Annotated in this window: 23 protein-coding genes; 9 read left to right on the top strand and 14 right to left on the bottom strand. The window is 64.0% G+C overall.

The annotated features are described in order from the left end of the window. Positions 1-246 precede the first annotated feature (246 nt). A complete protein-coding gene (locus AADZ78_RS07780) occupies positions 247-1,323 on the top strand; it encodes an iron-siderophore ABC transporter substrate-binding protein (RefSeq protein ID WP_085251998.1) in 1,077 nt (358 codons plus the stop codon). Between the two features lie 26 nt (positions 1,324-1,349). Continuing rightward, positions 1,350-2,390 carry an NAD(P)-dependent alcohol dehydrogenase gene (locus tag AADZ78_RS07775; protein WP_085251963.1) on the top strand — a complete coding sequence of 347 codons (1,041 nt, stop codon included), beginning with the start codon at positions 1,350-1,352 and terminating at the stop codon, positions 2,388-2,390. Here the strand turns inward: AADZ78_RS07775 and AADZ78_RS07770 are convergent. The 8 genes from AADZ78_RS07770 to AADZ78_RS07735 all read right to left on the bottom strand — a co-directional run bounded on the left by AADZ78_RS07770 (position 2,379) and on the right by AADZ78_RS07735 (position 10,183). Further along, the gene (locus AADZ78_RS07770; RefSeq protein WP_372510539.1) at positions 2,379-2,777 is read right to left on the bottom strand and encodes a DUF3349 domain-containing protein; all 399 of its coding nucleotides are present in this window, start codon (positions 2,775-2,777) and stop codon (positions 2,379-2,381) included. The genes AADZ78_RS07775 and AADZ78_RS07770 overlap by 12 nt on opposite strands. A gap of 112 nt (positions 2,778-2,889) precedes the next feature. Next, the gene (gene nrdF, locus AADZ78_RS07765; RefSeq protein ID WP_085251964.1) at positions 2,890-3,864 is read right to left on the bottom strand and encodes a class 1b ribonucleoside-diphosphate reductase subunit beta; all 975 of its coding nucleotides are present in this window, start codon (positions 3,862-3,864) and stop codon (positions 2,890-2,892) included. A gap of 111 nt (positions 3,865-3,975) precedes the next feature. Then, positions 3,976-4,617: a TIGR03085 family metal-binding protein gene (locus tag AADZ78_RS07760; protein WP_085251965.1), complete on the bottom strand. Its 642-nt coding sequence runs from the start codon at positions 4,615-4,617 to the stop codon at positions 3,976-3,978. Between the two features lie 28 nt (positions 4,618-4,645). Further along, positions 4,646-6,220 (bottom strand): flavin-containing monooxygenase, encoded by a 1,575-nt coding sequence (locus tag AADZ78_RS07755; protein WP_085251966.1) that lies wholly within the window; start codon positions 6,218-6,220, stop codon positions 4,646-4,648. Positions 6,221-6,372: 152 nt separating this feature from the next. After that, on the bottom strand, positions 6,373-7,113 hold the full coding sequence (locus tag AADZ78_RS07750; protein ID WP_085251967.1) for a TetR/AcrR family transcriptional regulator: 741 nt from the start codon (positions 7,111-7,113) through the stop codon (positions 6,373-6,375). 136 nt (positions 7,114-7,249) lie between these two features. Continuing rightward, on the bottom strand, positions 7,250-9,418 hold the full coding sequence (gene nrdE / locus AADZ78_RS07745; RefSeq protein ID WP_085251968.1) for a class 1b ribonucleoside-diphosphate reductase subunit alpha: 2,169 nt from the start codon (positions 9,416-9,418) through the stop codon (positions 7,250-7,252). Continuing rightward, positions 9,385-9,879, bottom strand: coding sequence for a class Ib ribonucleoside-diphosphate reductase assembly flavoprotein NrdI (nrdI, locus tag AADZ78_RS07740; protein WP_085251969.1), 495 nt, complete (start codon positions 9,877-9,879; stop codon positions 9,385-9,387). The genes nrdE and nrdI overlap by 34 nt, the downstream gene beginning before the upstream one ends. A 64-nt stretch (positions 9,880-9,943) precedes the next feature. After that, positions 9,944-10,183, bottom strand: coding sequence for a redoxin NrdH (locus AADZ78_RS07735; protein ID WP_085251970.1), 240 nt, complete (start codon positions 10,181-10,183; stop codon positions 9,944-9,946). Between the two features lie 465 nt (positions 10,184-10,648). On the opposite strand from AADZ78_RS07735, the gene AADZ78_RS07730 reads away from it, so the two are divergent. Continuing rightward, on the top strand, positions 10,649-11,218 hold the full coding sequence (locus AADZ78_RS07730; RefSeq protein ID WP_085251972.1) for a diacylglycerol-binding protein: 570 nt from the start codon (positions 10,649-10,651) through the stop codon (positions 11,216-11,218). Here AADZ78_RS07730 and AADZ78_RS07725 read toward each other — a convergent pair. Next, on the bottom strand, positions 11,211-11,768 hold the full coding sequence (locus tag AADZ78_RS07725) for an NAD(P)H-dependent oxidoreductase (protein WP_139828902.1): 558 nt from the start codon (positions 11,766-11,768) through the stop codon (positions 11,211-11,213). The two genes, AADZ78_RS07730 and AADZ78_RS07725, sit on opposite strands and share 8 nt — an antisense overlap. A gap of 91 nt (positions 11,769-11,859) precedes the next feature. Between AADZ78_RS07725 and AADZ78_RS07720 the strand changes: the two genes are divergently transcribed. After that, positions 11,860-12,474 (top strand): TetR/AcrR family transcriptional regulator, encoded by a 615-nt coding sequence (locus AADZ78_RS07720; RefSeq protein ID WP_085252001.1) that lies wholly within the window; start codon positions 11,860-11,862, stop codon positions 12,472-12,474. After that, positions 12,462-13,550 carry a DNA polymerase IV gene (locus tag AADZ78_RS07715; RefSeq protein ID WP_085251974.1) on the top strand — a complete coding sequence of 363 codons (1,089 nt, stop codon included), beginning with the start codon at positions 12,462-12,464 and terminating at the stop codon, positions 13,548-13,550. Before AADZ78_RS07720 ends, AADZ78_RS07715 begins: the two co-directional genes overlap by 13 nt. A 69-nt stretch (positions 13,551-13,619) precedes the next feature. Here AADZ78_RS07715 and AADZ78_RS07710 read toward each other — a convergent pair whose 3' ends face one another. Beyond that, positions 13,620-14,501, bottom strand: coding sequence for an SDR family oxidoreductase (locus AADZ78_RS07710; RefSeq protein WP_085252000.1), 882 nt, complete (start codon positions 14,499-14,501; stop codon positions 13,620-13,622). Positions 14,502-14,621: 120 nt separating this feature from the next. Further along, positions 14,622-15,293 carry a TetR/AcrR family transcriptional regulator gene (locus tag AADZ78_RS07705; protein ID WP_372510540.1) on the bottom strand — a complete coding sequence of 224 codons (672 nt, stop codon included), beginning with the start codon at positions 15,291-15,293 and terminating at the stop codon, positions 14,622-14,624. A gap of 87 nt (positions 15,294-15,380) precedes the next feature. Here AADZ78_RS07705 and AADZ78_RS07700 point away from each other — a divergent pair, with 87 nt between their 5' ends. From AADZ78_RS07700 to AADZ78_RS07685, 4 genes are all read left to right on the top strand, one after another. Beyond that, positions 15,381-16,859: a cytochrome P450 gene (locus AADZ78_RS07700; RefSeq protein ID WP_085251975.1), complete on the top strand. Its 1,479-nt coding sequence runs from the start codon at positions 15,381-15,383 to the stop codon at positions 16,857-16,859. Positions 16,860-17,066: 207 nt separating this feature from the next. Continuing rightward, complete coding sequence (locus tag AADZ78_RS07695) at positions 17,067-17,216, top strand: hypothetical protein (protein ID WP_169726366.1); 150 nt, start codon at positions 17,067-17,069, stop codon at positions 17,214-17,216. Between the two features lie 302 nt (positions 17,217-17,518). Continuing rightward, positions 17,519-17,641, top strand: a complete 123-nt coding sequence (locus AADZ78_RS07690; RefSeq protein ID WP_264033279.1) for a hypothetical protein — start codon at positions 17,519-17,521, stop codon at positions 17,639-17,641. A 384-nt stretch (positions 17,642-18,025) separates the two neighbouring features. Continuing rightward, positions 18,026-18,160: a hypothetical protein gene (locus tag AADZ78_RS07685; RefSeq protein WP_264033280.1), complete on the top strand. Its 135-nt coding sequence runs from the start codon at positions 18,026-18,028 to the stop codon at positions 18,158-18,160. Positions 18,161-18,372: 212 nt separating this feature from the next. Here the strand turns inward: AADZ78_RS07685 and AADZ78_RS07680 are convergent, their stop codons facing one another. The 3 genes from AADZ78_RS07680 to AADZ78_RS07670 form a co-directional block, all read right to left on the bottom strand. Then, entirely contained in the window at positions 18,373-19,344 is a 972-nt protein-coding gene (locus AADZ78_RS07680; protein ID WP_085251978.1) for a sensor histidine kinase, read from the bottom strand. A 120-nt stretch (positions 19,345-19,464) separates the two neighbouring features. Further along, positions 19,465-20,919, bottom strand: coding sequence for a FadR/GntR family transcriptional regulator (locus tag AADZ78_RS07675; protein ID WP_085251979.1), 1,455 nt, complete (start codon positions 20,917-20,919; stop codon positions 19,465-19,467). Between the two features lie 7 nt (positions 20,920-20,926). Next, entirely contained in the window at positions 20,927-22,120 is a 1,194-nt protein-coding gene (locus AADZ78_RS07670) for a thiolase family protein (protein WP_085251980.1), read from the bottom strand. Between the last annotated feature and the right edge of the window lie 49 nt (positions 22,121-22,169).

Here is a 22,169-nt window from a genome sequence, read left to right as displayed (position 1 = left end):
CCCGCGATTGGGTTGGCGGCAGGGCTGGTCCTACAAACCGTCGTAATTGGCTTGACGCCCTGATGGCGTCGAGATGTGCTCACTGGGCGTTGACTGTGTTGCCAGGGCGGGCCAAGCGCGATATTGCCACCCTGGCGGCACACTCAAAGCCGTCTGAGCACACTCGATGCGCCGCGCGGGGCCGATCCCGCGTCGCCGGGCGTGAACTGGCCGGATGCTACCGTCGGACGCGTGCAACTCGGCGGGATGCGACCCATCGTTACGGCCGTCTCGCTAGTGGCGACGATCGCGATGTGCAGCGGTTGCGGCGCCGATCACCGGTCCGGCAAAGCGTCGCTTTCGGTGATCACCCCCACCACCCAGATCGCGGGCGCAGGCGTGCTGGGCAACGACCGCAAGCCGGATCAGTCGTGTGCGCAAGGCCCGGCCGCCGCCGATCCCGGACCGCCCACCCGTCCGGCGCGAAACGCGGGAATCAGCCCGGATGTCGCCCAAGTGCCTGCCGACCCGCAGCGCATCGTGGTGCTCTCCGGTGATCAGCTCGACGCGTTGTGCGCACTTGGACTGCAATCTCGGGTTGTCGCCGCCGCGATGCCGGACGGTTCCTCGAGCCAACCCTCCTACCTGGGCAAAACCCTGCACGACGTGCCCGGCGTCGGCGCCCGCAGCAGTCCCGACCTGAAGGCCATCGCGGCGGCGCACCCGGATCTGATCCTGGGCTCGGTGGCGTTGACGCCGAAGCTGTACCCGCAGCTGGCGGCGATCGCCCCCACGGTGTTCACGGCGGCGCCGGGTGCGGCGTGGCAGGACAACCTGCGTGGTGTCGGGGCCGCAACAGCCCGTGGCGGCGCGGTGGAGGCGTTGCTCAAGGGATTCGCGCAACGGGCCACCGAGGTCGGGACCAAGCATGACGCGGCGCACTTCCAGGCGTCGATCGTGCGGTTAACCGCCAACACCCTGCGGGTCTACGGCGCCAACAACTTTCCAGCCAGCGTGGTCTCGGCGGTCGGAGTAGACCGGCCCGCGTCGCAACGATTCACCGACAAGCCCTACATCGAGTTCGGCACCACCGACGCCGATCTCGCGAACGCGGCCGACTTCTCGGCGGCCGACGCCGACATCGTCTACGTGTCGTGCGCGTCGGCCGCGGCCGCCGAGCGCGCGGCCGCCGTCCTCGATAGCGGCCCCTGGCGCAAGTTGTCCGCCAACCGCGACAACCGGGTCTTCGTCGTCAACGACGAAATCTGGCAGACCGGCGAGGGTTTGATCGCGGCCCGCGGCATCGTCGACGACCTGCGCTGGATCAACGCCCCCATCAACTGACTCGGTCGGCGAGCTAGGCTCTTGCCATGAGCACGGTTTCCGCATACGCCGCCACCTCAGCGACCGAACCGTTAACCAAGACCACGGTCACCCGTCGCGACCCAGGACCGCACGACGTCGCGATCGACATCAAGTTCGCCGGGATCTGCCACTCCGACATCCACACCGTGAAAGCCGAGTGGGGCCAACCGATTTACCCTGTGGTGCCTGGGCATGAGATCGCCGGCGTGGTGAGCGCCGTGGGTTCCGAGGTGACCAAGTACAAGGTCGGCGACCACGTCGGCGTCGGCTGTTTCGTGGACTCCTGCCGCGAATGCAGCAGCTGTGAGCGCGGCATCGAGCAGTACTGCAAACCGGGCGCGAACTTTACCTACAACTCGATCGGCAAAGACGGTCAGCCAACCCAGGGGGGCTACAGCGAGGCGATCGTGGTTGACGAGAACTACGTGCTGCGCATCCCCGAGTCGCTGCCGCTGGACGTCGCGGCGCCGCTGTTGTGCGCGGGCATCACGCTGTATTCGCCGCTGCGCCACTGGAACGCCGGGCAGAACACCCGCCTGGCCATCATCGGCTTGGGCGGACTCGGGCACATGGGCGTCAAGCTCGGCGCGGCGCTGGGCGCCGACGTGACGGTGCTGTCACAGTCGCTGAAGAAGATGGAAGACGGCCTGCGCCTGGGGGCCAGCAAGTACTACGCGACCGCCGACCCGGAGACCTTCCGCAAGCTGCGCGGCAGCTTCGACCTGATCCTCAACACCGTCTCGGCGAATCTCGATCTGGGCCAATACCTGAACCTGCTCGATGTCGACGGCACACTGGTCGAACTGGGCATTCCGGAGCATCCCATGGAAGTGCCGGCGTTCGCGCTAGCGCTGATGCGCCGCAGCCTGTCGGGCTCCAACATCGGCGGGATCGCCGAGACGCAGGAGATGCTGAATTTCTGCGCCGAACACGGTGTGACGCCCGAAATCGAGCTCATCGCAGCGGATTACATCAACGAAGCCTACGAGCGGGTGCTGGCCAGCGACGTGCGCTACCGCTTCGTGATCGACATCTCAAGCTTGTGAGGCAGCGGCCTCGGCGGCTTCCCCGTGCTCGTCGCCGGGTTCCACCTCGCTGACATCGACACCCGCCAGCGGCCAGCCGGCGGCCGCCAAGGTGCTGGCCACTCGCGTGATGTTCTCCGGCCCGGCGTTGTAATGCGTCACCTCGGAGATGAATTCGGCAATCTCGTCTCGATCGATCACACCATCGGCGGTGGCCGGTGATCCGTTCGCGGTGATGTTCTGCACGACCTCCCTGATCTGGTCGTCGGTCAACGGGGTGCTGCGCAGCAGCGCCAGCAGCGCGACCCGGTCCGGCCCGGGAACGCCTTCGGGGTAGCCGATCTGCAGCCAGCGCACCACTGCACGCAGAAATGCGGCCGGAGAGAACGTGGGTTTCGGTTTCGCCAGTTTCGCCACGCCACCAGTGTCAGTGCAGTCGCGTCACCCGCGCCAGCGCGGCAGCACGCAAAACCGACAATTCACGAGCCGTTCATGGCCCGAACACGTGCGGGGCAGGCCCTTAGAAGTCCCAGTCCTCGTCCTCGGTGACGACGGCCTTGCCGATGACATATGACGACCCCGAGCCGGAGAAGAAGTCGTGGTTCTCGTCGGCGTTGGGTGACAGCGCCGAAAGGATCGCCGGGTTCACGTCGGTCTCGTCCCGGGGGAACAGCGCCTCGTAGCCCAGATTCATTAGCGCCTTGTTGGCGTTGTACCGCAAGAACTTCTTGACGTCCTCGGTCAGCCCAACCTCGTCGTAGAGGTCCTGGGTGTACTCGACCTCGTTGTCGTACAGCTCAAAAAGCAGCTCGTAGGTGTAGTCCTTGAGCTCGGCGCGCTTGACCTCGTCGACCAACGCCAGACCGCGCTGGAACTTGTAGCCGATGTAGTAGCCGTGGACCGCCTCGTCGCGGATGATCAGCCGGATCATGTCGGCGGTGTTGGTCAGCTTGGCCCGGCTCGACCAATACATCGGCAGATAAAAGCCCGAGTAGAACAGGAAGCTCTCCAACAATGTGGATGCCACCTTGCGCTTGAGCGGTTCGTCGCCCCGGTAGTACTCGAGCACGATCTCGGCCTTGCGCTGCAGGTTGGGGTTCTCCTCCGACCAGCGGAACGCGTCGTCGATCTCGGCGGTCGAGCACAGCGTCGAGAAGATCTGGCTGTAGCTCTTGGCGTGCACCGACTCCATGAACGCGATGTTGGTGTACACCGCCTCCTCGTGCGGGGTCAGCGCATCGGGGATCAGGCTGACCGCGCCGACGGTGCCCTGGATGGTGTCCAGCATGGTCAGGCCGGTGAAGACCCGCATCGTCAGCTGCTTCTCGCCGGCCGTGAGCGTGCCCCAGGACGGAATGTCGTTGGACACCGGCACCTTCTCCGGCAGCCAGAAATTTCCGGTCAACCGGTCCCATACTTCAGCGTCTTTCTCGTCTTGCAGCCGGTTCCAGTTGATCGCTGAGACTCGGTCGATCAGCTTCGCGTTTCCAGTCACCAGGGCCCCACTTCACCAGGACGATAAGTTGCCGTATTAGGCCTCAAACACTACTCCTGGGGGCCGACACGCCTACGTAACACAAGAGGTTGTGTTTAGCGTGTCGTGACCTTACATGCCGAAGTGCGTCCGACGCACCGCCGCGACGGCCTCCGGTGCTCCGCTCACGTCGACCCGCGCCGCCGCCTGGCGCCCGAAGAGGTATAGCAGGAGCTCGCCCGGCGAGCCGCCGAGTCGCGCCGTCGGCTCGCCCGGTTGAGCCGTTACCCGCTCACCTGTTCCGGTCCACTCGATCTCGAGCCCAGCGTGCAGCCGCCTACTCAGGAAGTGGCTGCCGCGGCGAACGTTTCGCCACAATGCGGCATCCATTGCGGGCGTCAGGCTGCGGGGTTCTCGTCCGTTGGCCCTGCGAACGTCCTCGTGGTGAACAAAGAACTCGTTGAGATTCGCCAGCGCGCGCACCCATCCGATGCGGAACAACCCGATCGGTGGGCCGGACCGGATCCGCGCGACGAGCCACGCAAAGTCCTTGCTCTGCACCAATGCGGCCCTGCGCCGCTCGGCGAACCGTCGGAAGGGGCCGGGTAGGACGATGCACGGGCCGGCAACGAGATCGCGTTCGCGCAGCACGAGGTGGGCGGCCAGATCGTGAGCGGTCCAGCCCTCGATCAGGGTAGGAGCTGACGGGCCGAGTTCGTCGAAGAGGTCGCAAAGCTCACGGCGCTCTTGTGTGTCCAGCGAAACCTCAGCCATGCCGCGGTCTTACGCACCCAAAGCCTGGTCAGTTGGGGGCACTCACCACCACGCGGTTAGCCGACGAGCCCCGACCCACGCCAAGGAACTCATACTCCTCCGGCTTGACCGAGCGGGTACCCATCCAGTATTGCCAGGTGTAGCCACCCCACAGCACGGTGTTCTTGCCGTGCTCGTCGAGATACCAGCTACTGCAGCCGCCGCTGTTCCACACCGAGCGTGCCAGCTTGTGTTGCAGCTCCTCGTTGAAGCGATCCTGCGCGGCGCGAGTGGGCGCCAGTGCCTGCGCGCCGAGCTTGTCGCACTTGGCGATCGCGTCGGCGACGTAGCGAATCTGGGATTCGATCATGAACACCACGGAGTTGTGGCCCAGCCCGGTATTGGGCCCCAGCAGGAAGAACAGGTTGGGCATGTTGGCCACGGTGATCCCGCGATGCGCACCGATGCCCTCGCGGTTCCACCGGTCCACCAGGTCCTCGCCGTGCTGGCCCTTGATCTGGACGTAGGTGTAGGAGTCGGTGACGTGGAAACCGGTGGCGTACACGATCACGTCGACGTGGCGCTGCGTGCCGTCGGCGGCGACGATCCCGTCGCGCGTGATTCGGGTGATGCCGTCGGTGATCAGTTCGGTCTTCGGATCGGCGACGGCGCCGTAGTAGGTGGAAGAGTTCAGGATCCGCTTGCAACCAATGCGGTACTTCGGGGTCAGTTTGCGACGCAACTCGCGATCCTTGACCGATCGGCGAATGTTGTACTTCGCGTAGGCCTCGATGAACCGCAACGCGTTCGGCCGCTTAGTCATGCCAAACGCCAATGCCTCGTGGGCCCAGTAAATGCCGAGGCGCACCAGGGCACGTAGCCCGGGAACGATCTCCATGGCCCGCCGCAACAGCGGCGGGAAATCGGGATTGGCGCGCGGCACCACCCACGGCGGGGTGCGTTGGTAGAGCTGAAGTTCGGCGACCTTCCCGACGATCTCGGGCACAATCTGGATCGCGCTGGCGCCGGTACCGATGATCGCCACGCGCTTGCCGGTAAGGTCGACGCTGTGGTCCCATTCGGCGGAATGGAAAGCGGGACCGGCGAATTCGTCGCGACCCTCGATTTCTGGGAAGGACGGGATATGCAACGCGCCAGCACCCGAGACCAGGAACTGAGCGACGTATTCGCGCCCGTCCCTGGTGAATACGTGCCAGCGGTATTCGTCATCGTCCCAGTAGGCGCGATCGACCAGGGAATTGAACTCGATGTAGCGGCGCAGCCCGTATTTCTCGGTGACCCCTTTGAGGTAGTCCCAGATCTCGGGTTGGTAGGAGAACGGATTCTTCCAGTCGGGCTTGGGCTCGAACGAGAACGAGTACAGATGCGACGGGATGTCGCAGGCGCAGCCGGGGTAGCTGTTGTCGCGCCAGGTGCCGCCGACGTCGTCGGCCTTCTCCAGGATCACGAAGTCTTGGCCGGAGAAGCCCTGCTGCTGTAGCGAGATGGCCATGCCGAGACCGGAGAAGCCGGTCCCGATGATGACGACGCGGGTATGCACCGGTGGTTGGCTTGCTTGAGGTTCCTCGGCTGCTTCGGTAGCCGGGGTCACGACATTTGTCATGGTAGATAGGTCTTTCCTATTGAGGTCTGTATGAGTCGGCGCCGCTGAGGAGGTAGGCGGCTAGGCATATACCCAGTAAATACCCAGTACCCAGGGTATCGGATATGAGTGAGTGTTATCGATAGCCGCGGCGATGTCAACGGCGCCGGGTGTTAACTCACCGCGGGATTGCTGGGGACCACGTTATGTATCGGCTGGTCAGGGTCCATCGCGATACCCAACGCCTCGGCGGTGCCGACGATCACTCCCAGCATGATGGTCGTCAAGTGTGCGACAAACTGCTCACGTGACATGCGTCGCGGGCTGTCGGGTTCGGGGCCCAACCACCACTCGGTGGCCGACGCCGCCGATCCGAAGGCGGCGTGTGCGGCGAGTTCGAAGGCCGTATGGTCCAGTTCCATCTCCCGCAGCTCGTTGTCGAACATGTCGGCCATGGCCAGGGTGATCTCGCGGCCTTCGTTGAGGATCCGGGCGGTCGCCTGCGGGGTGGCCCCGGTGCGGCCCTGAATGAAGACCCTCAGCACGTTGGGGTGCATGTCGACCAGGGTGACGTACTCGTCGACGCTGCGCCGGATGACCTCACGCGCGGAGTCGGTCTTGAGGTCGATGGACGGGAAGATCGCCGCCCACAACATGTCGCGCAAGCGTTCGCCGATGGCCTGGAACAGATCGGACTTGTCGGCGAAATGCCGGTAGATCTTCGGCTTGGCGGTGCCGGCTTCTTCGGCGATTTCGCGCACGCTCAGCTCGGGCCCCAGGCGGTCGATGGCCCGGAAAGCCGCATCGACGATGTCGTTGCGCACCTTCTTGCGGTGTTCGCGCCAACGCTCGCTGCGGGCATCGACCTTCACGCCGGGCTTCACGCTCGGATGGGGTCGAGGGGGTCGAGGCATTCTCACCACGTCAAGCACCTTACCGCGTGCCGCCGCTGACCTGGGCAGACTGGCTATCCCATGCCGTGCCGAGTGTGCATCTCACGACGCGACACGCCGGTGCGGCGTCGGCATATTCACAGTCGGCGAGGGGGGCTCACAACATGCAGGACACGCAGCCCTCGACCTCGGTCCCTTCCAGCGCCATCTGGCGCAGCCGGATGTAGTACAGCGTCTTGATCCCCTTGCGCCAGGCGTAGATCTGCGCCTGGTTTACCTCACGAGTGGTGGCGGTGTCCTTGAAGAACAACGTCAGCGAAAGCCCTTGATCCACATGCTGAGTGGCCGCCGCGTAGGTGTCGATGATCTTCTCGTAACCGATCTCGTAGGCGTCCTGGTAGTACTCCAGGTTGTCGTTGGTCATGTAGGGCGCCGGGTAATAGACCCGCCCGATCTTGCCTTCCTTGCGGATCTCAACCTTCGACACGATCGGGTGGATCGACGACGTCGAGTGGTTGATGTAGGAGATTGATCCGGTCGGCGGCACCGCCTGCAGGTTCTGGTTGTAGATGCCGTGCGTGGCCACCGACTCCTTCAGCCGCTGCCAATCCTCCTGTGTCGGGATCCGGATCCCGGCATCGGCGAAAAGCTGACGCACCTTCTCGGTTTTCGGCTCCCAAACCTGCTCGGTGTACTTGTCGAAGAACTCCCCCGACGCGTACTTGGACCTCTCGAAACCCTTGAAGTGCGTGCCGCGTTCGATCGCGATGCGGTTGGATGCCCGTAGCGCGTGGTAGAGCACGGTGTAGAAGTAGATGTTGGTGAAGTCGATGCCCTCTTCGGAGCCGTAGAAGATGCGCTCGCGGGCCAGATAGCCGTGCAGATTCATCTGCCCCAGCCCGATCGCGTGGGAGTCGTTGTTGCCCTGCTCAATTGAAGGCACCGACCTGATATGCGTCTGGTCGCTGACCGCGGTCAGCGCGCGAATCGCCACGTCGATGGTCTGGGCGAAATCCGGGGAGTCCATCGTCTTGGCGATGTTCAGCGATCCGAGGTTGCACGAAATGTCCTTGCCCACTTTGGCATACGACAAGTCCTCGTTGAACAACGACGGCGTGGACACCTGCAGGATCTCCGAGCACAGGTTCGAGTGCGTGATCTTGCCCTCAATGGGATTGGCTCGGTTCACCGTGTCTTCGAACATGATGTACGGGTAGCCGGACTCGAACTGCAGCTCGGCCAGCGTCTGGAAGAACTCCCGCGCCTTGATCTTGGTCTTGCGGATCCGCGCGTCGTCGACCATCTCGTAGTACTTCTCGGTCACCGAAATGTCGGCGAACGCCACACCATACACCCGTTCGACGTCATACGGCGAGAAGAGGTACATGTCGTCGTTGCGCTTGGCCAACTCGAAGGTGATGTCGGGGATCACCACCCCCAGGCTCAGCGTCTTGATCCGAATCTTCTCGTCGGCGTTCTCCCGCTTGGTGTCCAGGAACCGATAGATGTCGGGGTGATGGGCATGCAGGTACACCGCACCCGCACCCTGGCGCGCGCCCAGCTGGTTGGCGTAGGAGAACGAGTCCTCGAGCAGCTTCATGATCGGAATGACACCCGAGGACTGGTTCTCGATGTTCTTGATCGGTGCGCCGTGCTCACGAATGTTGGTCAGCAGCAACGCAACTCCCCCGCCACGCTTGGACAGCTGCAGCGCAGAATTGATCGATCGACCGATCGACTCCATGTTGTCCTCGATGCGCAAAAGAAAACAACTCACTGGCTCGCCGCGCTGCTTCTTGCCGGAGTTCAAAAACGTCGGGGTGGCCGGCTGAAACCGGCCGTCGATGATCTCGTCGACCAGTTTCTCGGCCAACGCCGTGTCGCCGGCCGCCAGCGTCAGCGCCACCATGACGACGCGATCCTCGAAGCGCTCCAGGTAGCGCTTCCCGTCGAAGGTCTTCAGCGTGTAGGACGTGTAGTACTTGAAGGCGCCCAGGAACGTCGGGAAGCGGAACTTCTTGGCGTAGGCGCGATCCAGCAGCGTCTTGACGAAGTTGCGCGAGTACTGGTCGAGAACCTCACGCTCGTAATAGTTCTCACGGATCAGGTAGTCGAGCTTCTCGTCCTGATTGTGGAAGAAGACCGTGTTCTGGTTGACGTGCTGCAGGAAGTACTGATGCGCGGCTTCACGGTCCTTGTCGAACTGAATCTTGCCGTCGGCGTCGTACAGATTCAGCATCGCGTTCAGCGCGTGATAGTCCGTTTCCCCCGGCAGCGCATGCGCGCCGGCGGTTACAGGCTCTGCAGCTGTGGCGGTTGGTGGCACGTCTGTTCCTTCCAGAAGTCGGCAAGTCCCGCGCGGACGGCGACGACGTCGTCCTCGGTACCCATCAGTTCGAAGCGGTAGAGATAGGGAACGCCGCACTTGCGCGAGACCACGTCACCCGCATAAGCGAATTCGGCGCCAAAGTTGTTGTTGCCCGCGGCGATGACGCCGCGGATCAACGACCGGTTGTGCTCGTTATTCAAAAAGGCGATGACCTGTTTGGGGACATAGCCGCCGGCGTTGAGGTCCGGTGTGGCCCGGCCGCCGCCGTACGTGGGCAGCACCAGCACGTACGGTTCGTCGACCGCGATGCGCCCATGCAGCGGTATCCGCGTGGCGGGAACGCCGAGCTTCTCCACGAAGCGGTGGGTGTTCTCCGACACCGAGGAGAAATAGACCAGTGGCGATGCCGCGGACGCGGCAGCGATATCCCGAGCCGGGCGCCGCGGGTCGCCACTCATCCAACCTAGGTTGCGCCCCGTGATATCCATGGCACCGCAACCTCCTTACCCTGTCCTCGCCGCGCTAGGCGGTCAGCGCTGCCCCGGCCAGCGCCTTGATGCGATCGGGCCGGAAGCCCGACCAGTGGTCGTTTCCCGCCACCACGACGGGCGCCTGCAGGTAGCCCAGCGCCATCACATAGTCGCGCGCCTCGGAATCCAGGCTGATGTCGACTTTCTGGTAGGTGATGCCCTGCTTGTCCAGCGCCTTGTAGGTCGCGACGCACTGCACGCATGCGGGCTTGCTGTAAACGGTGATGCTCATGGGCGTACCGCTCCTTTGCGGAAGTGAGGGGAACAAGACTGGCAACTACTCGTGTGGTACATCTGCGCTACTTTCAGCGGCCCATCAGGCTCCAAGATTCCCGTCCTGCGGCTGCCAGGACACGCGATCTGGCGGTACCGATTCCGGGAAAGTTCACCCGACCCTTGGACCTGGTGGGACCTTGGTGGGACTCGCTTAACTTGGGATCTGCCGGTGCCCGAAACACTACACCTAGGGGGTGACAAGAAGAAGAGATACAAGATGTTCTGAATAACATTTCTGAAATTCCCTGGTCGTAAGGCCTGTCCTCGGGGCCCCTCGGCGTGTCGCAGATCACAACATCCGCCGGAAGTGCCCGTGCGCCTGGTCTATCACCGACCACCGACAACGCGGGCGCGGGATCCACGGTTTACCGGCCGCCAGCAAACCGACCAGCGGCCGCTGGGTTGATGTAGCGTGCGCATCATGAAACTGCGCGTGCCGGAAGTCGTGATCCTGTTCGTGCTGGGAATGCTGGCGTCACTGATCGGCGATCACGCTCATGTCGTCACCGGGACCACCGAGTACCTCACCAACGCGGTTCCGTATGTGTGGAGCAGCCCCGTCTGGTTCCCCCTGCTCGTCGGAACCGCGACCGTCACGCTGGCCGAACTGCGGTTGCACCTGCCGGCGCCGCGTACCACGGTCAGCGCACGCCAGGGACTCGCCGGCGTGGCCGCCGTGATCGGCATTTACGTCATCACCGCCTTAGTGCACTCGGCGCCCGCGGTCCCGACGAACGTGCTCATCTATGCACTCGCGATACTCACCTGGTGCGCCCTAGGTGACAGTCCCGGCGCGGTGTGCGGTCTGCTTGCCGCTGTAGGCGGTCCAGTCTTCGAAGCCGTCCTCGTCGAGTTCGGCATATTCAGGTACGCCGCCGACTCGAACGCATTGTTTAAGGTCGCGCCGTGGCTGCCAGCCCTGTACTTCGCATTCGGTGTTGCAACGTCACTCGTGGCCGAGATCGCCGCCAAACAGCGACAAGTCAGCTGACCTCGGCGACGAGCTTGCCGACAATGTCACGCACATTCGCCGAAAGCTCGGCGTGATCTGCGGGCGCCTTGCCCTCGAGGGTTTGCAACGGCACCGAGAGTTTGACGTCGATCACGCGTGCCCCGGCAATGCCGAACGACTTGCGCGCCTCGTCGTGTGCCCACACGCCACCGAAGCGGCCCAAGGAGCCACCGATCACGGCCAACGGCTTGTCCTTCAACGCGCCGTTGCCGAACGGCCGGGACAGCCAGTCGATCGCGTTCTTGATGACGGCGGGAATGCTGCCGTTGTATTCCGGCGTCACCACCAACGCGGCATCGGCATCGGCGGCCGCGGCACGTAACGCAACCACCGGGTCCGGGGCATGATCAACCGCGGTGTTGACCGCGTCGTCAACGTCCTCGTTGTAGAACGGCAAGTCCCCCAGCCCTTCGAACACGGTGACGACTACCCCGTCGGGGGTGACGTCGCCCGCAAGTTTGGCGATGCGGCGGTTGATGGACTCCGCGCGCAGGCTTCCTACCAACGCCAAAACTTTGATATCCGACATTTCTCCGGTCCCTTCCGCTCTTGGTCTACATCTTCGCATGACCAAACCGGACCACGGTCCGATTTATTCCGGCCCGCGCTACAGTGCAAGGGTGAGCGACGCGGAGCAATTCGGCGAATTGCCAGTCTCCGCCCCGCAGCGGCATCCGCCCGAACGGGGTGACGCGGCGCGCAATCGCGCCCTCATAGTGGCGGCGGCGCGCCGCCTAGTCGCCAACCGCGGCGCCGACGCGATCACCATGGACGACGTCGCCGCAGCCGCCGGCGTCGGCAAGGGCACCGTGTTCCGCCGGTTTGGCAGCCGAGCCGGTCTAATGATGGTGCTTCTCGATGAGGACGAGCGGGCCAGTCAGCAGGCTTTTCTGTTCGGCCCACCGCCGCTGGGCCCGGATGCCCCACCGCTCGATCGCCTCATCGCGTTTGGCCGGGAGCGGATCTGCTTCGTACATACCCAGCGCGAATTGCTGTCGGAGGCCAACCGCGACCCGCAGACCCGCTACGGGCCGGCGGCGGCGGTAAACCGCACGCACGTGCGGGTGCTGCTGCGGTTGGCTCGGACCACCGGTGATCTGGATGCTCAGACCGATGCCTTACTAGCACTGCTCGACGTCGACTATGTCGGGCATCAGCTCAACGACCGCGGCCACACACTGCAATCGTTGGGCGACGCATGGGAAAGCCTGGCGCGCAAGCTATGCGGCCGGTGACCGATCACGATGCGGTAGGAACACAGCGGTGGATCCTGCATGTGGACCTCGACCAGTTTCTGGCGGCGGTCGAACTGCGCCGCCGCCCCGAACTCATCGGCCTGCCGGTCATCGTCGGTGGCAACGGTGATCCGGCGGAACCGCGCAAGGTCGTCACCTGCGCCTCGTATGAGGCCCGCAAGTTCGGGGTACGGGCGGGGATGCCGCTGCGCACAGCCGCCCGCGCTTGCCCCCACGCCACCTTCTTGCCGTCGGATCCGGCCGCCTATGACGCGGCGTCCGACGAGGTGATGGGGTTATTGCGCGACCTGGGCCACCCGGTGGAGGTGTGGGGCTGGGACGAGGCGTATGTCGAGGTGAGCACCCAGGACGCCGATAACCCCGTCGACCCCGCCGAAGTCGCCGAACAGATCCGCGCCGTCGTCATGGCAGAAACCGGGCTGTCCTGCTCGGTCGGCATCAGCGACAACAAACAACGCGCCAAGGTCGCCACTGGCTTCGCAAAACCAGGCGGGATATTTGCGCTCACCGATGCGAACTGGATGGATTTGATGGCCGTGCGCAGGGTCGACGCACTATGGGGCGTGGGTCCCAAGACAATGAAAAAGCTTGCAGCCCTAGGGATAACGACAGTCTGGCAGCTTGCGCACGGCGACGCCGAACTGCTGGCATCCACATTCGGCCCGCGAACCGGACTCTGGCTGCTGCTGCTCGCCAAGGGTGGCGGCGACACCGAAGTCAGCACCGAGCCGTGGGTCCCGCGCTCGCGAAGCCACGTCGTTACCTTTCCCCGCGATCTCACTGACCGCGCCGACATGGACGCGGCGATAACGGAACTCGCGCAGCGGGCGCTGAACGACGTCGTGGCGTCGGCGCGAATAGTCACCCGGGTCGCCGTCACCGTGCGCACCGCGACGTTTTACACCCGCACCAAGATCCGCAAGCTGCAGGCGCCCACCACCGATGCTGACGTCATCACCGCCGCCGCGCTGCGCATTCTGGACTTGTTCGAACTAGATCGGCCGGTCCGATTACTCGGGGTGCGCCTGGAACTTGAGATGCCGACGGGTTGGTGACGTCCGGACTGGCGGGCGGGTCCTGGCAGGGTGCGGCAGAACGCCGGCGGCAGGATCGCCGGGTTCTTCCTAGCCGGAATGGGGCCGCAAGGGGGCGGGCCGCAGCGCACGGGTGAAGAACACATTCACCCGCCGCATCACCAAGCTGTAGGGCCACCAAGCCACCCGCTTGAACGCATACAACGCCCGGATATCGCCCGACGTGTAGATCAGGTATCTGTTCTTGGCCACGCCAGCCAAGATCTTCTCGGCGGCTTTCTCCGGTGACACGGCATGACCGCTGAAGCGGTCGACCCACCGACCCACCCTGGGATCATCGCGGTCGACGCCGGCGATCTCGACAGTGTTGACCAGTGGGGTCCTCACCGCACCCGGCACTACGACAGAGACCCCGATGCGGTGCCGGGCCAGGTCGAAGCGCAGCACTTCAGATAGCCCGCGCAGGCCGAACTTGCTGGCGCTATAGGCCGCATGCCAGGGCAGCGCAACCAGACCGGCCGCCGAGGACACATTGACCAGATGCCCGCCCCGACCGGCCGCGACCATCGGCGGGACAAATGTCTCGATCACGTGGATCGGACCCATCAGGTTGATCGCGACCATCCTGCTCCACTGATCGTGGGTGAGCTGGTCAACGGTCCCCCAGGCCGACACTCCGGCGATGTTCAACAGGACGTCCATGCTGGCATGACTGGCGTGGATGTCGGCCGCGAACGTCGCCACCTCGTCGTAGTCGGAGATGTCGAGCACCCGATGGGCGGGCACTTGGGCGCCCAGCGCGCGGGCGTCGGACACGGTTTGCGCCAAACCGTCGAAGTCGCGGTCGGTCAAATACAACTCGGCGCCCTGTGCGGCAAGCCGCAACGCGGTGGCGCGCCCGATGCCGCTGGCTGCACCGGTGACAAAACACCGCTTGCCCGCGAAATACCGCCCGGATGCCGTCTGCGTCATGGCCGTGACGATACCGGCGGTAACGGCGTGGCCCGCCATGCCCCGCCACGGCTCCTACCGCGAGCGACCAAGTGCTGGTACAGATCGATCGATGAGCCCAGCGGCGACGGCTGCAGCGATTTAGCCGCTACAGCCTTTACCACCCCACAGCGCGTTGAGCCACATCTGCTCAAGCACCTTGACGCGACGATCCAGGTCATCGGTGCGGCCCACAAAAAACGGGTCACCGGTAAGCATTTGTGCGGTAGTGGCCGCCAGGGTGCGGATCAGCGTGGGGAGATCCTCGCTGATCGGGTACGCCGTCCCGGCCTTCACCTCGGCTTTGACAATGCCGACAAGTGCGCGCAGCACACCCTCAAACTGCTGCTCGAGGATCTCGCTTATCTCGGCATCGCTGTGGCGGGCGGTATTGCATGCCGTCATCACCGGCTTGGCGTGCGCATATACCGCCACCGCACTCGCGACCATGCGCTTGGCGAACTGCTCCGGCGACTCGCCCGGTTGCCGAGCGCCGAAGTTCTGGGTGCGCTCGTCGAGGTCGCTCGCGACCTCGGCCAGGATTTGGGCAAGCACCGAATATTTGGACTCGAAATAGAAGTAGAAACCCGACCGGGCCACACCGGCTCGGTTGCTGATCATGCTGACCGACAACTCCGCAAACGGCATCTCCTGGAGGAGTTCGCGCACCGCCTGCATGATCGCTTGGCGATGCTTGTCGCCACGCCGTCGGAACGCCGGAAAGCCCCGCTCTCCGTACTCGGCACCGGTAATCACACCCTGACCTTGCACTATGTCGCGCAAAAATGGAACTTGACATGCGTCGATGCCGTCCGGCTCATAATTGGTAACGGCGGCTGTCGCAACCGGTAAGGAGCGTCAATGGCGACAATTAGCACCCCAACATACCTTGTTGACCAAGCCAAACGTCGGTTGACCCCGTCGATAAACAACTTTCCCGGCATGGGTCTTGTCGAACGCACGCTGCGGAACACTCAATTCCCGGCGAAGACACTGGCCGCCCCGCCGCCGGGCAGCGACCTCAAACCGATCCTCGGTGACGCGGGGTTGCCGATTATTGGGCATCTCATTGAGATCTTGCGCGGCGGACCTGACTACCTGATGTTCATGTACCAAACCAAGGGCCCGGTCATATTCGCGGATTCCCCGATCCTGCCTGCCGTCGCGGCGCTCGGTCCGGACGCCGCGCAGACCATCTACTCCAACCGCAACAAGGACTACTCGCAGCAGGGCTGGGTCCCGGTAATCGGGCCGTTCTTTCGCCGCGGACTGATGCTGCTCGACTTTGACGAGCACATGTTTCACCGACGGATCCTGCAGGAAGCGTTCGTCCGGTCGCGACTAGCCGGCTACGTCGAGCACATGGACCAAGTGGTCTCGCACGTCATTGTCGACGACTGGGTGACCAACGATCCACGCTTCCTTCTCTATCCGGCGATGAAGGAGCTCACGCTCGACATCGCCTCGATGGTGTTTATGGGCCACGAACCGGGAACCGACCGCGAGCTGGTGACGAAGGTGAACAAGGCCTTCACCACGACGACCCGCGCCGGGAACGCGATCATCCGCACCAGCGTGCCGCCGTTCACCTGGTGGCGTGGCATCAAGGCGCGTGAGCTGCTGGAGAACTACTTCGAAGAACGAGTCAAGGAGCGCCGCGGCAAAGAGGGCAACGACCTGCTGACGGTGCTGTGTCAAACCGAGGACGAGGACGGCAATCGGTTCTCCGACGAGGACATCGTCAACCACATGATCTTCCTGATGATGGCCGCGCACGACACGTCGACGTCCACGGCAACCACAATGGTCTACCACCTGGCCGCGCACCCGGAATGGCAGGACCGTTGCCGCGACGAATCGGATCGCCTCGGCGACGGACCGCTCGACATCGAATCGCTGGAGAAGCTGGAATCGCTTGATCTGGTGATGAACGAGTCGATCCGCCTGGTGACGCCCGTGCAATGGGCGATGCGCCAGGCGGTGCGCGACACGGACCTGCTCGGCTACTACCTACCGAAGGGCACAAACGTCGTCGCCTATCCCGGGATGAATCATCGCCTGCCGGAATTGTGGACGGACCCAATGAAGTTCGACCCGGAGCGATTCACCGAGCCGCGCAATGAGCACAAGCGGCATCGTTATGCGTTCACGCCGTTCGGCGGCGGTGCGCACAAGTGCATCGGGATGGTGTTTGGCCAGTTGGAGATCAAGACGATTCTGCACCGGCTGCTCCGCCGCTATCGCCTTGAGCTGCCCCGGCCCGAATATCACGCGCATTGGGATTACGGCGGCATGCCGGTGCCGATGGACGGGATGCCTATCGTCCTGCGCCGGCTGTAGCCGCGTTCTCCTCGCGAGCAGACGCAAAATCGCCCTGGAGCATTGGCTCCAGGGCGATTTTGCGTCTGCTCGGCGGATTAGCGGACGGTGCGTTCCGGGCCGGAGTTCAAGATGCGAAAAACGGCTCGGCGCCCAGGCTCACGGCGATAGCATCTGATGGCGGTGGAATCGCCGACGGGTGCGGTCTAGCAACGAAAGGCGCGGTCGATGAGCGCAAAGAACACCAGGCAGAGGGTTGGGACGGTGGTCGCGGTTCTGGGCACGGTATTCGCACTGCTGGCGGCGGGCTGCGCGGCACAACGGACACCCAACGTCGAGGTGCCCGGCAACCCGGTGCCCGCGGCGGCTGTCGGCTAGCTGGCACACCGGCGTTTCCCTCACTACGTCGGGGGATCCGCCGGGGACCACTGCGACTGCCGCCGATACCGCGGCAAGCGCATCGGGTGGCCGAGTAATCGGTTGGTCCCCGGCGGCTCGACGTATTCCACATCCTTGACATGAGGTATGCCCACGATCGGTGAAAGTTCGCGAACGAGAACCAAATTCGTTGGGCAATGCGGCGAAACGACACGCAGGGCGCGCAGACCGGGGATAGCATCGCAGACGGTGTTCATAGCAAACCAACCACGCTGATGCATGAACAAAGAAAGGCGCCAACCATGAGCTCCAAAAGCAAGGTCTCCCGGGTGGTAGCGGCGGTGTTATTCGCTGCGTTTGCGGTGTTCGCGGCGAGCTGCTCCGAGCAGGTAACCGCGCCTCCCGTGCCCGAACTGCCGTCGTAGGCGCTAGGTCCGCATCTCGCCCTAGGGGGGCGGATTCTAGTCGGTGCAGCGCCAAAAATGCGTGATTTCACGGAATTCGCGGAACGATAAATAATCTGCCGACGAATCGCGTGTTGCCTCGGATCGGGGTGCGGATTTTTCCTCAGCTACCCAAACCTACGGCAACGTAGCTTTGACCTGGGCGCTTTGGTTCTGCGTCACCATCTTGCCCCTCCCACCATTCGGAGCAAATGCTCCACCGCGCCTTTGCTCGCCCACAACCAACGCTCAAACAGCCGCTCGTCGACGAAAAGAAGCTGTTCACTGTCCCCCCATGTCGCCGTTAGCATCCGAATGCCGCGGTTGTACAGCGCGGTTCCGATCCGGCAAACGAGAGGCAGAAAAATGAGCGCTAGGAAGAACAGCATACGGATGCTCGGCGCGGTGCTCGCCGCGATGGCGGCGATGCTATTGGCCGGTTGCGCCAGCGGTGGCCACCCCCTAGCGCAGGGCGACCCCGCGGTCGTGGCGCCAGCGTAAGCCGCCGTCTGGAAACAACGCTGCGCCAACGGAATCGCCCGATCACCCACGGCTTACCTCCCTTCTCAAGCCGTCGGTCGGTCCGGCTGCAGCCAATTTGGCCCGTTCCGCTGGCACAGCATCCACTCGCCTCGGGGTGACCGCCATCAGTCACCCCGAGGCGAGTCAAACCCCGACTCTGACCGGTGGCGCCAGCGTCGCGCCGCGGCCGGTTATCCCGTCGATCCCCGTGACGGGTTAAGCCGAAGGTATGCCTGGATAGTCGTCCCATTTGCAGAGGTGTGGGTACGCACCAGATCCGCCACGGCGTTGACGAGGAATAGACCGCGACTGGCGGTGCCGCCGGTGCCGGGGTGGTGGCGTCCCACCAGCGGGTCATCGAGTCGTCCCCCATCGCGCGCCTCGCAAACGAGATGCTCATTCTGTCGCCAGAAAGCCAGCTGGCACGCTCCTCCGGCGTACTGCAAGCTGTTGGTGGCCAACTCGGTGGCGATCATTTGCAGATCCTTGATGCCGTCCTGCGATAGGCCAACCCAACCGGCATAGTCGACCGCAAACGACCGTGCGGGACGCAGGTCCGCGCCCTTCCGCACGGTGTAGGTGACAGCACCCGGATTGGAGGGTAGCGGCTGGTTACAGCGCGCCAGGGCGTCATCCGGCGCGTACTCGGTGCTGCGATAGGCCGATCCGCATTTCCAGAACAATGGGTGTGTGCTGCGGGCGTCAGCCAGAACATCTTCCTCTAGCCGCTCTGCGTCGTAGAGGCACAATCCCATCACGTTCAGGCTTGCCAATGCCCCGTTGCTCAAGGCCTCGTGCTGCGCACAGGCGAGGCATTCATCGGCCGTGCGACCCGGCCAGACAAGTTGACTGACAATCCGCACGCGTTGCTTGAAGTGCTTAGCGGTGAAGGCACTCTCGATCGCCAAAAATCGGCTCGGATTGCGGGCCACCTCGGCGATATCGACCATCCGCAACTCGGCGGTCGATCCCGCGCGGGCGGCGTTCAACTCCGGACGCAAGAGTGCCAGCAGGTCACCCGGCACCGCGACCAGGACGGGCTCATCGACCGCGAACCCGTTGGCGACGAAGCGAACCACAAAATCCAGATATTCCCTTTGGGAGTGGTAGAAGAGCGCGGAATGGACGAAGCCTCGTTGCTTCGTCTCGGGGATCGAAGCCATCTAGCGCTCCCGCTTGCGTCAGTATGCCGGCCCCCTCTTGGACCGGCCATCAATCTGTTTATCGACATACCCCAGACATGCGTTAGCCATGCGCACCGCCGGATTCTCCGGCGGGTCGGACTACAACCACCAGGACGCGGCGGCGTCCAAATGGCGACGGATGCGGTAGCGGGCCAGGCTGTCGTCGCCAATGCTGATCGCCTCGAGAATCCGCTCATGGGCGTGTTCCACGGCGACCACGTCGCTCCAAGTCGGCAGTGCTTGGCCGGTGCTGGACCAGTGACGGCGGAACAATTCGACGATTATCCGGAGGAATAATTCGAGCAAAGCATTTCCGGCCAGTTGGGATAGCCCGACGTGGAAGCGAAACTCCTCGACGGCGGCCTTGCGCACATCGTCTGTTGGCATTTCGAGGACGGGTCGATTCGTGTGGAGGAAGGCCGCGACCTCAGGTTCGGCGCGTCGCCTGAGCACTCTGGCCACATTGTCGATCTCGATGGCATCGCGGACGCAGCGCAGGTCTTCGCGGCCCGGTTTGCGGTACTGCAGGTAGAGCGCGATGGTGTCGATGCTCGCCTGCGCCTGGGGTTGTGTGACGATCAGTCCGCCGCCCGGTCCGCGGCGCATCCGCGCGATCGCGTGATATTCGAGTAGTCGCACGGCTTCGCGCAGCGCCGACCGGCTCACTCGATAGCGGTCCAGCAGCGCGGTCTCAGTCCCGAAAACCGAACCGACCCGCCAGCCGCTGGCGGCGATATCGTCGCCAATCGTGGCCGCCAACACCTCGGCGAGCTTGCCTCGGGGGGCATCGATTTCGAATCCTGCTCGGCGCGGCCCGCGTACCCGAGCCGTGGCATCCGCCCCGTTCTGGTGCTCGCGCAACCAGGCGGTCACCGCTTGCACGTGTCGCTCGGTGAGCGTCCTGGCGCGTGCTGAATCGCCCGCGGTGACCGCTGCGACGATGCCGGCATGCGCATGGTGCATCTGGTCGACCGCTTCGAGGGCCTCATTTTCCGACGCGGTCCGCGATTCAAGTGCGTATCGCTTGGTCAGCCTCATCAGGACATCGATAAATAGCTGTAAGACAGGGTTTTTGGAGCGTTCTGCGAGTGCGACGTGGAACTCCTCACGTGGTGCGGGCATACCCGGCCGCCACTGTTCCTCCGCGCGTAGGACTGCGCGCAACGCCTCGATGCCGGTCTCGTCGATGTGCTCTGCGGCAAGAGCGGCCGCCAACGGCTCGAGCACCAGCCGAGCGTTGAGCAGGTCGCCGAGCGTGGTGCCCAGATATTCGAGATAGATGACGACGGCGCGGGTCGCCGGGCCGGCATCGGGCTCGCAAACGAGCAGCCCACCGTTGGGTCCGCGACGCATCCGGGCAACCTGATGGTGCTCGACGAGGCGAACGGCTTCGCGCAGGACCGATCGGCTCACGCAAAAGCGTTGTTGCAGAGCTTGTTCGGAACCAAGCGATTCTCCGACGGGCCAACCACGGCGCACGATGTCCGCCTCGATGCGGCGGGCAATCTTCGAGGCTCGGTTGTCCGGCCGCGCGATGTCTGCGTCGAAACTCATCGACGGCTCAACAGGTGAGCAACATGCATCCGGCGACGGGTCCGCCGCCTACCGAAACCACGCCGACCTCCGGTCGTTGCGAGACTTGCCGTTCCCCCGCTTCGCCGCGCAGCTGCAAGCATCCTTCGTGCAGCGCCCAGTAACCGTGCATGCGCCCGGCCGACAGTTGGCCACCATAGGTGTTAAGGGGTAGTCCGCCGTCGCGGGCGATTCGCGCGCCGCCCTCGACGAATGGGCCGGCCTCGCCGTCGGCACAAATGCCAAGGGCTTCCAACCATGCGATGGCGAGAAACGTGAAACCGTCGTATAACTGGGCGACGTCAAGGTCGGCGGGCCTCAATTCGGTCCGTGACCACATCTGCGCCGCGGCATCGGACATGGCCATCTTGGGGTAATCACGGCGGTGGAACCAGCCGCCGGCACCGTCGGACCCACCGATCGCCTCGACCCTAACGACTCGGTGTGGGCAGTCGCGGGCGTACTCCGCCCCAGACACCACCACCGCGATGGAGCCGTCAACGGGCACATCGCAATCCAGCAACCCGAACGGCGTCGACACCAATCGGGCGCCCAGATAGTCGGCCATCGTCATCGGGTCGCGATACACCGCACGGGGATTCAGAGCCGCGTTGCGCCGGCCGTTGAGAGCCAGCCAGCCCAATTGCTCCTTGGTGGTTCCATACAGTTCCATATGGCGTCGGCAGTTCAGGGCCAGCCAGTTCGCAGCGGAGTAAGCGTGGGCCGCAACCAGATCGGTGATGTCGTCCATCGGACCCACAGCCGGCCGCGGAGCGCCTTCGGGCACATCGAACATGCGCGCAAGCGGCGGCGGGGGCGCGTCTTCTTGCGGCTTGACCGGCACGCTACCGCCGAGCATTTGAATGGTCCGGTACACCACCACATGGCGCGCGCGGCGTTCCGAGACCGCGCGGCACGCCGACATGACCGGACTCAGCAGGCCGCCGGTGCCGAATCCCGTTCCGCAGTCCGCGGCCTCGATCCGCAGTTCGGCGTTAACCTCGCCAGCCGGAGTGTCACCCAACGTCGCAATTCCGTCGATATCGGCGGCGGTCAGGCCGGCGTCATCGATGGCGGCCCGCACCGCCTCCATGGTCAGCTCCAGCCCGGGGATGCCAGTACGACGGCCGATTCGCGAAATGCCAATGCCGGACAAGATCGCGTCTTTCTCGAAGTAGCTCATCTGCACCGTCCGTAGGCGTGCGGCGGACACCGGACCAATAGAGTGTACT

Origin of the sequence: Mycobacterium riyadhense, assembly GCF_963853645.1 — a bacterium.
Lineage (GTDB): Bacteria > Actinomycetota > Actinomycetes > Mycobacteriales > Mycobacteriaceae > Mycobacterium > Mycobacterium riyadhense.
The sequence above is the reverse complement of the archived record's forward strand: the minus strand, read 5'-3'. Positions and strand labels throughout refer to the sequence as shown.

Excerpts from the sequence above, each read along its gene's own strand:
- AADZ78_RS07670 (WP_085251980.1), bottom strand. The coding sequence starts at position 22,120 with ATGAGCTACTTCGAGAAAGACGCGATCTTGTCCGGCATTGGCATTTCG.
- AADZ78_RS07780 (WP_085251998.1), top strand. The coding sequence starts at position 247 with ATGCGACCCATCGTTACGGCCGTCTCGCTAGTGGCGACGATCGCGATG.
- AADZ78_RS07675 (WP_085251979.1), bottom strand. The coding sequence starts at position 20,919 with ATGAGTTTCGACGCAGACATCGCGCGGCCGGACAACCGAGCCTCGAAG.
- AADZ78_RS07725 (WP_139828902.1), bottom strand. The coding sequence starts at position 11,768 with ATGTCGGATATCAAAGTTTTGGCGTTGGTAGGAAGCCTGCGCGCGGAG.
- AADZ78_RS07715 (WP_085251974.1), top strand. The coding sequence starts at position 12,462 with ATGCGGCCGGTGACCGATCACGATGCGGTAGGAACACAGCGGTGGATC.
- AADZ78_RS07735 (WP_085251970.1), bottom strand. The coding sequence starts at position 10,183 with ATGAGCATCACCGTTTACAGCAAGCCCGCATGCGTGCAGTGCGTCGCG.
- AADZ78_RS07680 (WP_085251978.1), bottom strand. The coding sequence starts at position 19,344 with ATGGCTTCGATCCCCGAGACGAAGCAACGAGGCTTCGTCCATTCCGCG.
- AADZ78_RS07755 (WP_085251966.1), bottom strand. The coding sequence starts at position 6,220 with ATGACAAATGTCGTGACCCCGGCTACCGAAGCAGCCGAGGAACCTCAA.
- AADZ78_RS07750 (WP_085251967.1), bottom strand. The coding sequence starts at position 7,113 with ATGCCTCGACCCCCTCGACCCCATCCGAGCGTGAAGCCCGGCGTGAAG.
- AADZ78_RS07760 (WP_085251965.1), bottom strand. The coding sequence starts at position 4,617 with ATGGCTGAGGTTTCGCTGGACACACAAGAGCGCCGTGAGCTTTGCGAC.
- AADZ78_RS07690 (WP_264033279.1), top strand. The coding sequence starts at position 17,519 with ATGAGCTCCAAAAGCAAGGTCTCCCGGGTGGTAGCGGCGGTGTTATTC.
- AADZ78_RS07700 (WP_085251975.1), top strand. The coding sequence starts at position 15,381 with ATGGCGACAATTAGCACCCCAACATACCTTGTTGACCAAGCCAAACGT.
- AADZ78_RS07730 (WP_085251972.1), top strand. The coding sequence starts at position 10,649 with ATGAAACTGCGCGTGCCGGAAGTCGTGATCCTGTTCGTGCTGGGAATG.
- nrdI (WP_085251969.1), bottom strand. The coding sequence starts at position 9,879 with ATGAGTGGCGACCCGCGGCGCCCGGCTCGGGATATCGCTGCCGCGTCC.
- AADZ78_RS07775 (WP_085251963.1), top strand. The coding sequence starts at position 1,350 with ATGAGCACGGTTTCCGCATACGCCGCCACCTCAGCGACCGAACCGTTA.
- AADZ78_RS07710 (WP_085252000.1), bottom strand. The coding sequence starts at position 14,501 with ATGACGCAGACGGCATCCGGGCGGTATTTCGCGGGCAAGCGGTGTTTT.
- AADZ78_RS07685 (WP_264033280.1), top strand. The coding sequence starts at position 18,026 with ATGAGCGCTAGGAAGAACAGCATACGGATGCTCGGCGCGGTGCTCGCC.
- AADZ78_RS07695 (WP_169726366.1), top strand. The coding sequence starts at position 17,067 with ATGAGCGCAAAGAACACCAGGCAGAGGGTTGGGACGGTGGTCGCGGTT.